This window comes from Nocardia aegles (assembly GCF_052545135.1).
In genome coordinates this window covers 923,125-937,367 of sequence record NZ_JBQWRI010000002.1, presented here as the reverse complement: position 1 = coordinate 937,367, position 14,243 = coordinate 923,125, and the positions used below count along the sequence as shown (strand labels likewise).

Annotated in this window: 12 protein-coding genes; 7 read left to right on the top strand and 5 right to left on the bottom strand. The window is 71.1% G+C overall.

The window, feature by feature from the left end:
- Positions 1–12: 12 nt before the first annotated feature.
- Complete coding sequence (locus tag ACT89H_RS09435; protein ID WP_445108130.1) at positions 13–690, top strand: O-methyltransferase; 678 nt, start codon at positions 13–15, stop codon at positions 688–690.
- Between the two features lie 61 nt (positions 691–751).
- Here ACT89H_RS09435 and ACT89H_RS09430 read toward each other — a convergent pair whose 3' ends face one another.
- Positions 752–1,426, bottom strand: a complete 675-nt coding sequence (locus tag ACT89H_RS09430; protein WP_445108129.1) for a TetR/AcrR family transcriptional regulator — start codon at positions 1,424–1,426, stop codon at positions 752–754.
- 61 nt (positions 1,427–1,487) lie between these two features.
- Between ACT89H_RS09430 and ACT89H_RS09425 the strand changes: the two genes are divergently transcribed.
- The 4 genes from ACT89H_RS09425 to ACT89H_RS09410 all read left to right on the top strand — a co-directional run bounded on the left by ACT89H_RS09425 (position 1,488) and on the right by ACT89H_RS09410 (position 5,155).
- On the top strand, positions 1,488–2,960 hold the full coding sequence (locus ACT89H_RS09425) for an MFS transporter (RefSeq protein WP_445108128.1): 1,473 nt from the start codon (positions 1,488–1,490) through the stop codon (positions 2,958–2,960).
- Between the two features lie 103 nt (positions 2,961–3,063).
- A complete protein-coding gene (locus ACT89H_RS09420) occupies positions 3,064–3,729 on the top strand; it encodes an urease accessory protein UreF (RefSeq protein WP_445108127.1) in 666 nt (221 codons plus the stop codon).
- A 25-nt stretch (positions 3,730–3,754) separates the two neighbouring features.
- Complete coding sequence (ureG, locus tag ACT89H_RS09415) at positions 3,755–4,474, top strand: urease accessory protein UreG (protein ID WP_445108126.1); 720 nt, start codon at positions 3,755–3,757, stop codon at positions 4,472–4,474.
- Between the two features lie 9 nt (positions 4,475–4,483).
- Positions 4,484–5,155 carry an urease accessory protein UreD gene (locus tag ACT89H_RS09410; RefSeq protein WP_445108125.1) on the top strand — a complete coding sequence of 224 codons (672 nt, stop codon included), beginning with the start codon at positions 4,484–4,486 and terminating at the stop codon, positions 5,153–5,155.
- A 69-nt stretch (positions 5,156–5,224) separates the two neighbouring features.
- Here ACT89H_RS09410 and ACT89H_RS09405 read toward each other — a convergent pair whose 3' ends face one another.
- A complete protein-coding gene (locus ACT89H_RS09405; RefSeq protein ID WP_445108124.1) occupies positions 5,225–6,103 on the bottom strand; it encodes a hypothetical protein in 879 nt (292 codons plus the stop codon).
- An 89-nt stretch (positions 6,104–6,192) separates the two neighbouring features.
- Positions 6,193–7,626 (bottom strand): NAD(P)/FAD-dependent oxidoreductase, encoded by a 1,434-nt coding sequence (locus ACT89H_RS09400; RefSeq protein WP_445108123.1) that lies wholly within the window; start codon positions 7,624–7,626, stop codon positions 6,193–6,195.
- A 216-nt stretch (positions 7,627–7,842) separates the two neighbouring features.
- Between ACT89H_RS09400 and ACT89H_RS09395 the strand changes: the two genes are divergently transcribed.
- On the top strand, positions 7,843–9,339 hold the full coding sequence (locus ACT89H_RS09395) for a cytochrome P450 (protein WP_445108122.1): 1,497 nt from the start codon (positions 7,843–7,845) through the stop codon (positions 9,337–9,339).
- A gap of 13 nt (positions 9,340–9,352) precedes the next feature.
- Here ACT89H_RS09395 and ACT89H_RS09390 read toward each other — a convergent pair whose 3' ends face one another.
- Positions 9,353–10,198 carry a serine hydrolase gene (locus ACT89H_RS09390; protein ID WP_445108121.1) on the bottom strand — a complete coding sequence of 282 codons (846 nt, stop codon included), beginning with the start codon at positions 10,196–10,198 and terminating at the stop codon, positions 9,353–9,355.
- A 164-nt stretch (positions 10,199–10,362) separates the two neighbouring features.
- On the bottom strand, positions 10,363–10,560 hold the full coding sequence (locus ACT89H_RS09385; RefSeq protein WP_445108120.1) for a hypothetical protein: 198 nt from the start codon (positions 10,558–10,560) through the stop codon (positions 10,363–10,365).
- A 257-nt stretch (positions 10,561–10,817) separates the two neighbouring features.
- Here ACT89H_RS09385 and recC point away from each other — a divergent pair, with 257 nt between their 5' ends.
- On the top strand, positions 10,818–14,186 hold the full coding sequence (gene recC / locus ACT89H_RS09380) for an exodeoxyribonuclease V subunit gamma (RefSeq protein WP_445108119.1): 3,369 nt from the start codon (positions 10,818–10,820) through the stop codon (positions 14,184–14,186).
- The last annotated feature ends 57 nt before the right edge of the window (positions 14,187–14,243 follow it).

Here is a 14,243-nt window from a genome sequence, read left to right as displayed (position 1 = left end):
AGACTGCGAGGTATGACGACAGCTGGATGGGCCGATGTAGACCACTACCTGGTGGAGACGCTTGTGGCGGATCCCGATTCCGACGCGGCGCTGGAGGCGAACAAGGCGGCCGGCCTGCCCGCCATCGATGTGTCACCGCCCCAGGGAAAGTTTCTTCATCTGCTGGCCAGGACGGCCGGCGCGCGCCGCGTGCTGGAGATCGGCACGCTCGGCGGATACAGCACCATCTGGCTGGCCCGCGCGGTCGGCCCCAAGGGGCGGGTGGTCACGCTCGAGTTCGCGGCCCGGCACGCCGAGGTGGCGCGGACGAATCTGGACCGGGCGGGCGTCGGCGACCGGGTGGAGATCCGGGTCGGCGCCGCACTGGACAGCCTGCCCGTGCTCGCGGAGGAGGATCCGGAACCGTTCGACTTGGTGTTCATCGACGCGGACAAGGTGAACAACTCGAATTACGTGCTGTGGGCGCTGCGGCTGACCCGCCCGGGCTCGGTGATCATCGTCGACAACGTCGTGCGCGGCGGCAAGCTCGGCGACGAGCGCTCCGAGGACCCGGAAGCGCAGGCCGGGCGCGAACTCGTGGAATTGCTCACCGCCGAACCGAACCTGGACGCGACCGTGGTGCAGACCGTCGGCAGCAAAGGCTGGGACGGCTTCGCCTATGCCGTGGTGAACGGCGACAGCGTCGAGTGAATCGTCTCGGCGCCAGCAGGCGGCTGCGGTCCGTCGGCGTCGCCGGGCCGCTGACATCACGCTATGTCGAGGTCGATGGCGCTCGCCGCGTCGCCCGTGCCTCGAAGCCGTCGCAGAGCGCGCCGAGCCCGTCGTAGAGCAGCTCCGCCTGGGTCAGGTCACGCACACCACTGCCCGCGAGATCGGCCAAGGCGGCGGGGACCGGTTCCCGCGCCGTGCCGTCGAGCAGCGTCCGCAACCCGTTGTCGCCTGCGGGATCCATGCCTTTGCGCGCCATCAGCTCGGCGCTGATCTCGGGCAGCGTCGCGCCGGAGATGTAGTTCCACACCGTGAAGGACATGCCGGTCGCCTCGCGGGTGGACACGCCGAGTTCCATAAACCCCTCCACCAACCAGGCCAGACAGGCCATGCTCTGCGGCCCGAAGCTGTAGCGCGGCGTGGCGAAGGTGAGTAGCACCCACGGATGCTGCCGGTACAGAGACCGGTCGACCTCGGCGGCGATGCGAACCCGGTCGCGCCAGGTCCACTCCTGCCCCTCGGGGGAGGGGTACGGGTTGCGCCGGGCCACTTCGTCGGTCATCAGCGCGAGGAGTTCGTCCTTGTTCGCGACGTGGCGATACAGCGACATGGCTCCCACCCCGAGCCGGTCGGCGATGCGCCGCATGGACAGCGCGTCCAAGCCCGCGGTGTCGGCGAGCTCGATCGCGGTATCCACGATGGCGGCGCGGTGCAGCATGCGTACACTGTACCCGGACTCGGGCGTTCGACGTGCGCGCCGTGGAGAGGATGATTCGGTGATGACAGACGTGCACCCGGTCCGGACGGCGCCGGCCACGACCGGCTCGCGACGCGCCTGGCTCGGTCTCGCGGTCCTGCTGCTGCCGGTGCTGCTGGTGTCGATGGACATCTCGGTGTTGTTCCTCGCGCTGCCGACACTGACCCTCGATCTGGACCCGTCGGCGGACCAGCAACTGTGGATCCTGGACATCTACGGCTTCCTGATCGCGGGCCTGCTGATCACCATGGGCACGCTCGGCGACCGGATCGGGCGGCGCAACATCTTGCTGACCGGCGCCGCGGTTTTCGGCATCGCGTCGGTGATCGCCGCGTTCGCGCCCAGCGCGGGCGTGCTGATCGCGGCGCGGGCACTGATGGGCATCGGCGGCGCGACATTGCTGCCGTCCAGCCTGGCGCTGATCTCGAGCCTGTTCCCGGACACCCGGCAGCGAGCCGCGGCGATCGGTATCTGGACGGCGTTCTTCGCAGGCGGTTCGGCTGTCGGGCCGATCCTCGGAGGCATGCTGCTGCACCAGTTCTGGTGGGGCTCGGTGTTCCTCATCAACGTCCCGGTGCTGCTGGTCCTGCTCGCGCTCGGCCCGTTCGTGCTGCCGGAACACCGGGCGGGAGTGCGGGGACCGCTGGATCTGCCGAGCGTCGCGTTGTCGATCGGCGGCATCCTGCCCGTGGTGTACGGGATCAAACATGCCGCTACCCAAGGCATCGACGCGCAGGCGATCGTCGTCGCACTGGTCGGCGGGGTGATCCTGGCGGTGTTCGTGCGCAGGCAGCGACAGCTCAGCGAACCTCTGCTCGATCTGCGGCTGTTCACCAGGCCCCAGTTCTCGGTCGCCATCGGCGCCAGCCTGACCGGCATGCTGTCGCTGGCCGGCCTCAGCTACCTGACCAGTATCTACCTGCAGTCGGTGACCGGGCGCACGCCGCTGGCGGCGGCGCTGCTGGGCATCCCCATGGCGATCGCGGTCTTCGTCTGCTCGATGAGCGGCGCCCGGGTCGGGCACCGTTTCGGGGTCCGCGCCACCTTCGTGCTCGCTCTGCTCGCCTCGGCGGCGGGCAACCTGATGCTGCTGGGTGTCGGCGCGCACGACGGACTCGGCTGGTACCTGGCCGGTTCCACGATCGCGGGGATGGGCTACGGCCTGGCCTTCACGCTGGTGTCGGAGGTCTCGGTGTCCTCGGTGCCGCCGGAGCGGGCCGGGTCGGCGGTGGGTATCTCGGAAACCAGCTTCGAACTCGGCAACGCCCTGGGCCTGGCGCTGCTCGGGTCGCTCGCGGCACTGATCTTCCGGCGCGGCGGCGACTATGCGGCGACGCTCGGCGAAACCATTCAGCAGGCCGGCGGGAACACGGTGCTGATCGAGGCGGCGCGCGGATCCTTCGTCGACGGCATGCACGTCGCGGTGGCCGTCGGTGCGACGGTGCTCACGGCGATGGCGCTGATCGCGCGCTTCGTGGCTCCGCGTGCGCGCTGAGCCGTGCGGCCCGGTGTGACCACGAAGCCGCGCGAAATCGCGGCGGAACCTTCGGGCAACAACGGGGACATCCGTCCGACACACCGGGACATAGGATCGACGAATGCGTGACTCCGCTGCGTCCGGTCCGGCTACGTCCGGTCTCACGACGGTGCTGGCGCTGGCCGATTCGCGGCTGCCGATCGGCGGTCACGTCCATTCCGGTGGCGTGGAAGAAGCGGTCGCCTCCGGCTTGGTCCGCGACGTGGTGACGGTCGAGCAGTATCTGCGCCGCCGGATCCGGACCGCAGGGCTGGTGACCGCGTCGCTTGCCGCGGCGGTGTGCGCGGGCGACCTGGAACCGACGCGGGCGGAGGCGGAAGCAGACGCGCGCACGCCCGCACCCGCGGCGCGGGCCGCGTCCCGCGCTCAAGGCCGCGGCCTGTTGCGCCTGGCGAAACAGTTGTGGCCGCGGCACGATTGGTCGTCGCTCGGTACGACCCCCCATCTGTCCACGGTCTTCGGAATGGTGGGGGCGGCCACCGCGATGCCGCCCCGGGAGATCGCCGGTGTGGTCGTCTACACGACTCTCACCGGTGCCGCCACCGCGGCCCAGCGTCTGCTCGCCCTCGACCCCGCCGCGATCGCCGCGTGCACGGTCCGGCTGGCCGACCTGTGCGACCGTGTCGCCGCCGAGGCCGTGACCGGTCTCGCCGCGCTGTCCGACCCGCTGCAGGACGTGCTCGCCGAGCGACACCGGCAGCGGGACATGCCCCTGTTCGCGAGTTGACGTCCCGGAAGAAGGAGACCGCGCCATGCCCCCGCATCTGATCGACGGTGAGCCGCACGACCACGGTCACGACCGGCCCAAACGCGCCCGCACGCCCGGAGAGGCGCTGCGCATCGGGATCGGCGGCCCGGTCGGTTCCGGCAAGACCGCGCTGGTCGCCGCGCTGTGCAGGCAGTTGCGCGACGAGCTGTCGCTCGCGGTCCTGACCAACGACATCTACACCACCGAGGACGCCGACTTCCTGCGCAGGCACGCGGTCCTGCCGGACGAGCGGATCACCGCCGTGCAGACCGGCGGCTGCCCGCACACCGCTATTCGCGACGACATCACCGCCAACCTCGACGCGATCGACGATCTGGTCGCCGCCAATCCGCCGCTGGATCTGATCCTGGTGGAATCCGGCGGCGACAATCTGACCGCCACCTTCTCCTCCGGCTTGATCGACGTGCAGATCTTCGTGGTGGACGTGGCGGGCGGCGACAAGGTGCCGCGCAAGGGCGGTCCCGGTGTGACGTTCTCGGATCTGCTGGTGGTCAACAAGACCGATCTGGCGCCGTTGGTCGGAGCGGACCTGGGCGTGATGGAGCGCGACGCGGCGCGGGTGCGCGCCGGCCGGCCGACAGTGCTCGTCTCGCTCACCGCGGACCCCACGGCGACACCGGTGCTGGCCTGGGTGCGCGAGCAACTGCGCGCGGTCGCCGAGCAGGACCGAGCGGGCGCCGGCGAATCCGCCGCCGCGCACTGAGTGCCGCCGGTGCGCACGGAGTTACGCATCGCCGCTCGCCCAGGAGCGCTTCCGGAGATCCACGCGAGCGGTGGTTTGTCCGCACGCCACACCGGCCTGCGGTCGGTCCATCTGATCGGCACCGCCGCTACGCCGCTGGGCGGCGACGAACTCGACGTCGTGATCGTGGTCGCGCCGGGCGCCGAACTGGTGGTGCGCTCGGTCGCGGCGACAGTGGCGTTGCCGGGCGCGGCGACGCCGTACTCGTGCGGACGCTGGCAGCTCGACGTCGGCAGCGGGGGAGTGCTGGATTTCGATCCCGAGCCGATGATCGTCGCGGGCGGAGCGCGCCATCACACGGTCACCACGATCCGGCTGGGCTCCGGTGCACGGCTGCGGATGCGCGAACGCGTCCAACTCGGCCGCGCGGGCGAGGACGGCGGCGCGTGGCGCGCAGACCTGATCGCCGACGTCGACGACACACCCCTGCTGCGCCACCGGCTGGCGCTGGGCGCGGACACACCGGCCGACGACGCGCTGTCCGCACCACGGGCCCTGGAAAGCGAACTCGTCTATCCGGACGACCGTGCCGCGGCGGTGACGGGTTTGACGCAGACCCGGCTGCCGCTGGCGGCGGGGGGCAGTTTGTTCACCCGCACCGGGGCGCTGTTGAGCGGCTCCCGGGCGGAGCACGCCGGATAGACAAGGGTGGGAGCCCGACAGTGTCGTCGGGCTCCCCCTTTCCGGCTCGCTCCTAGACAACCCATCCGATCAGCCGTCGGCCGGCCCCGGGGCCGTGTCCCCGGCCTCCGGAGCTGTGTCGGTGGCTTCCGGGGCCGGGTCCACCGACTCCGGCGCGCTCTGCGCCCGCGGAGGTGCGCTGAGCGAGTGCGCCGCACCGAGTCCCGCGCCGATGCCCGCCCCGATGGCAGCCAACGGGGCCGCCATCAAAGCTGCGCCGTAAGCGGCCCCGATCGGGCCCGCGGCGAGACCGATCGGGGCGAACGGCAGACCGATGGCCAGGGCGAGACCCCCGCCGACGGCCGCCCCGAACAGCGCGAACGGACTCGCGAACGCGGCGCCCGCCGCGGCGCCGATGGCGGCGGCACCCACGGTCTGGCCCGCCACCCGATCCGACCGCGTGCGCTCCATCCCGATCGAGTCGAGGTAGGTCGCGATATTCGCCTCCGCCATCGCGGCGCCGTCGTTGAGCTGGATCGCCTGTTCCCGGTAGAGCCAATCCGGCGCGTCGACCTGCACGTCACCGAAGCGCAACTTGTGCGGCGGCGGCGCGATCGGTGGCACCGGGGCGACGGGAACGGGGCCGTGCAGCCCTTCCACCGGGGCCAGATACTTCGGATTCGGCAACGGACGCGCCCACTGCAGCGAACTCAGCGTGTCGTCCGGAATCCGCAGTCCTTCATAAGGGCGGACGTTCGGTGCCTCCGCCGCGGGCCATTGGGCCGGCTGGTCGGTCCGTTCGGACTGGTCGACGGGATCGGTCCGGGTCACCGGAACGGGGCGATCGGGCGCGGCGTTCGCGGTGCCGGTTCCCACCAGCGCGAGGACGAGTGGAACCGCTCCCACGGCGACGATGGACCCGAGTTTCGCTCGGTGTGGTGTGGGTGCTCGATGCTTGCCTGTGCCCATAGATCGCCTTTCATCCGAAGGAGACGTCGACGCCCCACATTCGGATCTGACGGCGACCTGGATTGGTCGAGCACGCTATAACGGCCGGATCAGCCGGCTTTCGCGTCGGTGTGCGCCTTGTCCACCGCGAGCCTGCTGTTGGTGGCGGCGCCGAGCGCGGCGGCCAGTTGTTCGGCGTCCTCGTCGTCGCCGTTGCTGATCGCCTCCAGGGCCAATCGGGCGAACACCCATTGCTCGGTGGCGGCCATCTGCCCGCGGCTGCGGCCGAGGAAGGTGACGAACCACTGGATGACGGTGATGATCCGGCTGCGGTAGCCGACCAGGTAGTACAGGTGCAGCGCCAGCCAGGCCAGCCACGCGATGAACCCGCCGAACTCCAGCTTGCCCACCTGGCACACGGCGCTGAACCGCGAGATCGTGGCCATGCTGCCCTTGTTGAAGTACTTGAACGGCTTGCGTTCCTGCGGCGTCCGGCCTTTCAGCCCCGCCTCGATCTGCCGGGCGGCGTAGGTCGCGCCCTGGATGGCGCCCTGCGCCTGCCCCGGTACGTTCGGCACCGACATCAGATCGCCGACCACGAAGACGTTCGGATGGCCTTTGACGGTGAGGTCCGGCTCGACCACGACCCGGCCCGCGCGGTCGACCTCGGTACCGTCGGATTGGTCGGCGATCAGCTTGCCCAGCGGGCTGGCCTGCACACCGGCCGACCACACCTTGCACGACGACTCGATGCGGCGGGTCGTGCCGTCGGAATCCTTCACTGTGACGCCGAACGCGTCGACATCGATCACCATGGCGTTGAGCTGGATCTCCACGCCCATCTTGGCCAGGCGCCGCTCGGCCTTGCCGCCCAGCTTCGGGCCCATCGGCCCGAGCACCGCGCCCGCGCCCTCGATCAGCACGACCCGCGCGTCACGCGGATCGATGTTGCGGAAGGTGCCCTCCAGCGTGCGGTCGGACAGCTCGGCGATCTGTCCGGCCAGCTCGACGCCGGTCGGGCCGGCGCCGACGATGACGAAGGTCAGCAGCCGGTCGCGCTGCTCCTGTGTGGTCGCGAGTTCGGCCTGTTCGAAGGCACCGAGGATCCGGCCGCGCAGCTCGAGTGCGTCATCGATGGTCTTCATGCCGGGGGCGTAGGTGGCGAATCGGTCGTTGCCGAAGTAGGACTGCTGGGCGCCGGTCGCGACGATCAGGCTGTCGAACGGGGTGATCGTGTCCTGGTCGAGCAGGCGCGAGGTGACCGTCTTGGCGGTCAGGTCGATATCGGTGACCTCGCCGAGCAGCACCTGCGCGTTCTTCTGCTTGCGCAGCACCAGCCGGGTCGCGGGCGCGATCTCACCGACCGACAGGATGCCGGTGGCGACCTGGTAGAGCAGCGGCTGGAACAGGTGGGTCGAGGTCTTCGAGATCAGCGTGATGTCGACGTCGGCGCGCTCGAGGTGCTTGGTGCCGAACAGGCCGCCGAAGCCGGAGCCGATCACCACCACCCGGTGCCGGCCGTTCTCGACAGTCTGAGTGCTCATCGTGCTGCTCCTCGATGCACCGTGGGGTCGTCCCCGGCAAGGGTTCCTGACAGCTAAACGGTAGCCGCCGAGCCGGGCACCGTCACGACGAGATCCCCGTTCCTGGCGTGTTGCGACCGCGGCCGGGCCGGGGGAAAAGAGCCGACGCGAGGCGAACCGGCCGAGTGCACGACGTCGAGAGCCTACGATGGTAACTGTCGCTCAGGGAGGATTGCCATGGTCGCCGGTGACCGTGCGATCGGTCGGAAGCCCAGCGTGCGGGCCGAATCGGAGAACATCGCGCTGATCGAGGTACCGCACGGCCATCTGATCGATCGGGCGTTGGGATTGTTGCCGGAACGGCGCCAGGTGCTGGCCACCCCGCCGCGGGGCAGCGACACCGTGCCGGTACGCGGCGATGCCGGGCTGCCCTACCTCGGCCGGGCGTTGCACTACATGCGCTGGGGTCCGGCCGAGATGATGGAGCGCTACCGCAGGTACGGACCCGTCTCGCTGAACACCTCGCTCGGTGTCGACCGTGTGCTGGTCGCGGGGCCGGACGCACTCGACGAAGTACTCGGGCACCGGCGCCGTGATTTCGGCCAGGGCTGGGACTATTTCATCGGCCCGTTCTTCCGGCGGGGACTGCTGCTGCTGGAATTCGACGAGCACAGATTCCACCGCAAGATCATGCAGCAGGCGTTCACCCGGGACCGGCTGGAAGCACACCTGGCCGCGCTGACACCGGTGGTGCGGGACACGATCGCGCACTGGGTGCCGGGGGAGCGTGGCGCCGAACGCACGGTGCGGCTGTATCCGACGATCAAAGAGCTGACCCTCGAGATCGCGGGGGAGACCTTCCTGGCCGTGGACGTCGGCCCGCAGCGCAGGAGACTGATCGACGCGTTCGTCGACTGCACCCACGCGGGGCTGGCGATCATCCGGCATCCGGTGCCGGGCGGGAACTGGCGTGCCGGGCTGCGCGGCAGGAGAGTGCTCGAGGACTACTTCACCGCGATGCTGCCGCAGAAGCGCCGCGTCGAGACGGCGGACTTCTTCTCCGGGTTGTGCCACGCCCGCAGCGAGGACGGCGGCGTCTTCGGTGACGCCGACGTGGTGAACCACATGATCTTCCTGATCATGGCGGCGCACGACACCACCACGACGACCGCCACCGCCGTCGCCTACTACTTGGGCAAGCACCCGGAGTGGCAACAGCGGGTGCGCGCCGAAGTGCTCGACATGGACGCACGCCTCGGCGATGCGGTGCCCGCCATCGCGGACCTGGAGGCGCTGCACGACCTGGATCTGGTGGTCCGGGAAAGCCTGCGGCTGATGCCGCCGGTTCCGGGTCTGTCGCGCCGCGCCGTGCGCGACACCGAGATCGCGGGCCATTACATTCCGGCGGGCGCCCCGGTGGACCTCGCCTACCAGGTGAACCACTTGCTGCCCGAACTGTGGACCCACCCCGAGCGCTTCGATCCGGAACGATTCGGCGAGCAGCGGCGCGAGGACAAGTCGCACCGCCTCGCGTGGATGCCGTTCGGGGCGGGCGCGCACAAGTGCATCGGGATGCACTTCGGCACGTTCGAGGTGAAGACGGTGACCGCCGCCCTGGTGCGTGCCTACGAGTGGCGGATTCCCGAGAAGTACCGTATGCCCTGGGGCTTCACCGCGATTCCTTTCCCCAGGGACGGTGCGCCGATGACGTTGCGCAGGCGCGCGGCCGCCTGAGCGGGCGCGTCGGTCAGCGGCCCGCGAGCAGGATCTGCGCGAGCTTGGTGTCGGTCTCGGCGCCCTCGGTGTAGCCGCCCGCGTCACCCAGCGAGCTCATGATGGCCAGGGTGTAGCGCTCGCCCGGTCCGGCGAAGCCGACCGAGTTGACCACCCAGCCGCCCTGTTCGGCCGACCAGCCGTTCTTCAGTCCGGGCCGCATGCTCGCGCCCGCGCCCCACACGCCCCAGTGCTGGTTGGAGTCCACCGCGCGCATCCGGTCGACGAGGTAGTTGCGGTCGTCGGGGTGCATGCGGTTGAGGATGTGGTCCATCAGGCGGTCGAGGTCGGCGGCGGTGCACTTCTGGAACGACCAGTCGGGGAACAGCGCGGTGTTGGTGGGCTGCGGAACCAGCGAGGTCATCCCGTTGGCGCGGAAGGCGTTGTTGAATGCCATCCGGTCGATTCCCGCGTACTTGGTCCACAGCAGGTCGGCGGCGCCGTCGTTCGAGGTCGCGAGCATTCCCTCCATCAGGCCGCGGTCCTCGGGGGTCAGAGTGATGGCGCCGGCCCGCGCCCGATTGAGCAGGTCCGCGGCGATCGCGAGCTTGATCGTGGAGGCGGTCCAGACCGCGTTCTGGGCGTTGGCGTTGGCGTAGACGCCGCCGGAGACCCGGTCGCGCAGGACGTAGCCGGTGACACCGGGACGGCTGTCGAGGTAGGCGTCGGCCTTCGCGATGCGGCTGCTCAGATCGCAGTCGAGCCCGGGCAGGCAGCCCTGGGTGTGCGCGAGCGGCACCGCGCCCGCGATCGGGAGCGCGGCGGGCAGGCTCGGGGCGATGATCGCCGCAGCGGCGAGGACACAGGCGGAAGCGGCCACGCGGGGAACGGTTCGGGTGGCGGGGGACGGATAACGCACGAGGGATCACGATCGCACATCACGGGTCGGGACGCACGTCTTGAGCCAGGGGTCCGTGGTGTGCTATCCCCGGGTCCGGTGGTTGCGCCGCAGTGGAATTCGCACATCACCGCCGGCCGGGCGGGTCAGCGGAAGGCGGCGCGGAGTTCCTCGACGGTGCGTCCGTTGAGCCGGTAGCAGTGCTCGAACGCCTCGGTGTGCCGATCCCGGGGCCAGGAATGCAGGACGACGGTGCGACCGTAGTGGCGCGAGTTGATCAGCTCCCAGTGGTCACCGATCCGGCGGACCGTGAATCCGCCTTTCGGGACCAGGGGAATCACCATCGCATCCATGAACGCGAACCAGCCTTTCGGTGCAGCTCTCTCGTTCCGCCCCGGTGCAAACTCTCCTCCCGGTGCAGCACTGTCGCACATGGCCGCGGCGGTCCCCGCGTGACACGTCGGAGCAATCCGTTCTCGTGTGGTCTATTTCACTGTCCTCCGGATGGGGCGGTGCGATTGCACGTCGGTCGCTGGGCGTATAAACGTGCACGTAAGTCCGCGGCCGGGGCAGCCGGACACCACCGATCGAGAGGGCGCAGATGCCGCTGCACATCCACCGTGCCGAGCGCGCCGACGTCCTCGCCGTGGCGCTCGCCGAGGTGCTGGCGGCGCCGCAGGAGGACCCGTTCGCGGCGGAGGTGGTCGCGGTGCCCGCGAAAGGCGTCGAGCGCTGGCTGACCCAGACGCTCTCGGGGGTGCTCGGCGCGGGCGTCGCGGCCGACGGCGTGTGCGCGAACATCGTCTTCCCCGCTCCTGCCGCGTTGGTCGCCGAGGCGCTGGCGGCGGCGAGCGGGGTGGCGCAGGCGGAGGATCCGTGGGCCCAGGAGCGGGCGGTGTGGACGCTGCTGCGGGTGATCGACGCCTCGTTGTCCGAGCCCTGGTGCGCGGTGCCGGCCAGGCATCTCGGCGCACGGGACACCGCGGGCGGCGAGCACCGCGCCGGACGGCGCTACGCCACCGCCGCCCGGGTCGCCGCGCTGTTCGACAGTTACGCCGCCCAGCGTCCCGCACTGATCACCGAGTGGGCGGCGGGCCTGGACACCGATGGCGCGGGAGCTTCGATACCCGACGACCTGCTCTGGCAGCCGATGCTGTGGCGCAGGTTGCGCGCCGAGATCGGGACGCCGAGCCCGGCCGAGCGGCTCGACGCCGCCTGCGCCCGGCTGCGTGAGCGACCGGATCTGGTCCCACTGCCGCCGCGGCTGTCGCTGTTCGGTGTGACCCGGTTGCCCAGCGACCAGCTCGCCGTGCTGTCGGCGCTGGCCGCCGCCCGCGAGGTCCATCTGTGGCTGGTGCACCCGAGTCCCGTCCTCTGGTCGGCCCTGAGCGGGCTGCCGCCTGCCCGCACGCGTGCCGAGGACCGCAGTGCCACGGCGGTCACCCACCCGCTCCTGGCGGGACTGGCGCGCGACATCCGGGAGTTGCAGCAGCGGCTGGCCGCGTCCACCGTCGCCGGATCCGACACCTGCCATCCGCTCATCGTCCCTGGAGACGGAGCGGCACAGGATGATTCGCCCGTGACATTGCTGCGCGCGCTGCAACGGGGCATCCGGGACGACCGGTGGCCCCCGGTGCCGCGGGAGGTCGGCGCCGACGGCACCGTGCAGGTGCACGCGTGTCACGGCCCGGCCCGGCAGGTGGAGGTGCTGCGGGAATGCCTGCTCGGATTGTTCGCCGCCGACGCGACGCTCGAGCCGCGTGACGTGCTGATCATGTGCCCGGAGGTGGAGGCGTACGCGCCGCTGGTGCGCGCGGCATTCGGGCAGCGCACGCCGGGGTCGCCCGAGGCGCACAGTGATTCGGAGCACCCCGCGCATCGCCTGCGGGTGCGCCTGGCCGACCGGGGGCGCGGGGTGACCAATCCGCTGCTCGCGGTTATCGCTGTGCTGCTCGAACTGGCCGACGGACGGGTGACGGTGACCCAGGTGCTCGATCTCGCCGCCGCCGAAACCGTCAGGCGCCGTTGCGGATTCGACGACGACGACATCGAGCGATTGCGTGCGTGGGCGGCCGAGTCCGGGGCCAGGTGGGGCATCGGGCAGCGTCAGCGCCAAGCGTTCGGGCTGGCCGATTTCGCGCAGAACACGCTGAACAGCGCGGTGGACCGAATCCTGCTCGGCGTCACCGCGGGCGAGACCTCCGAGGACTGGCTGGATCTCGCACTGCCCTTGGACGATGTGGACAGCAACGACGTCGATCTGGCCGGGCGCTTCGCGGAGTTCGTCGATCGGCTCGCGGTGTGCCTGCGCGACCTGCGCGGTCCGCGGCCGGCGCACGAATGGGCCACGGTGCTCGGCCGCGCGCTGGATCTGCTGACCGACGTGCCGGACCCGCAGGCCTGGGTGCGGACCGAGGCCCGGCGGGAAATCGCCGCCGCCACCGAGCACGCGGGCGATGTGTCGTTGCGGCTGTCCGACATCGGTGTGCTGCTGCGTTCGCGGTTGGCGGCGCGCCCCACCCGCGCCAACTTCCGCACCGGCGAGCTGACCGTCTGCACGATGGTGCCGATGCGGTCGGTGCCGCATCGGGTGGTGGTGCTGCTCGGGTTGGACGACGAGAAGTTCCCGCGCGCGAGCGCAGCGGACGGAGACGACGTGCTGGCCCGCGCACCGATGCTGGGCGAACGCGACCCGCGCAGCGAGGACCGGCAACTGCTGCTGGACGCGGTCATGGCGGCCCGGGACACGCTGCTGGTGCTCCACACCGGCGCCGACCCGGTCAGCGGAGCGCACCGGCCGCCCGCCATCCCGGTCGCCGAGTTGCTGGACGCGCTGCGGGCCCACGTCGGCGCCGCGGCGATGCGCTCGGTGGTGACGCGGCATCCACTGCAATCGTTCGATCGTCGCAATTTCCGGGCCGAGCAGCCGTTCAGCTTCGACACCGTGGCCTTGGCGGGTGCGTACGCGGCCGACGGACCTGCGCGGCCGCGGCCCGGTTTCCTGGCCGCGCCGCTGCCCGCCGCGGAGACGGCCGACGTCGCGCTGGCCGATCTGATCGCGTTCGTGGAGCATCCGGTGCGCGCGTTCCTATGGCAGCGACTCGGGCTGCGGGTCCCGGAACACGACGAGGATATCGCCGACCGGCTGCCCATCGAGCTCGATGGGCTGGCCAAGTGGGAGCTGGGCGAACGTCTGCTCGCGGCTCGTCTGACCGGTGCGGACCCGGCCGGGCTGCGGGCGGCGGAGTGGCGGCGCGGCACGCTGCCGCCGTTCGGGTTCGGCGCCGCCGTGCTCGACGAGGTGGAGCACACCGTGGACCGGTTGGTGCGCGCGGCGCAGGCGGACTACGCGGGCCCGGCGCGCGCGGTGGACATCGCGGTCGACCTGGGCAACGGGCGGCGGCTCACCGGCACCGTGCCCGAGGTGCGCGGCGACACCCTGGTCCGCACCACCTTCTCCCGGCTGGCCCCGAAACACCGGATCGCAGCGTGGGTTTCGCTGCTGGCGCTGGTGGTCACCGAGGATCGCTCCTGGCGGGCGGTGAGCACCGGCCGCGGGCAATTCGGCCGTCCGACCCGGCGCTGCGAGCTCACCGCACCCGACGCGCCCGCGGCCAGGGAGATTCTGCGCCGGCTGGTCGCGCTGCGCGACGCGGGTCTGACCGAACCACTGCCCGTCGCGCCCGCCGCCACCGCGGTCTACGCCGAACGCCGTTTCCGCGGGGCGGGCACCGAGGACGCGATCGCCGCGGCGGAGCGCGAATTCAACGGCGGCCCCAACGGTCCCGGGCCGTTCGGCGACCACACCGATCGCCACCTGCGCTACGTCTGGGGCCCGGCGCCCCGGCTCGACGACCTCATGGCCGCGTCCGCCGCGGCCGGCGAACCGGGCGAGAGCACCCGCTTCGGCGCGCTGGCCCGGCGGATGTGGGCACCGCTGCTGGCCGCGGAAAGCCAGGACCGGCCGTGACCGTTCACGAAGCCGGCCGCCCGAGACGGTCCGGCGCGCCGCGGCACGCGATACCCG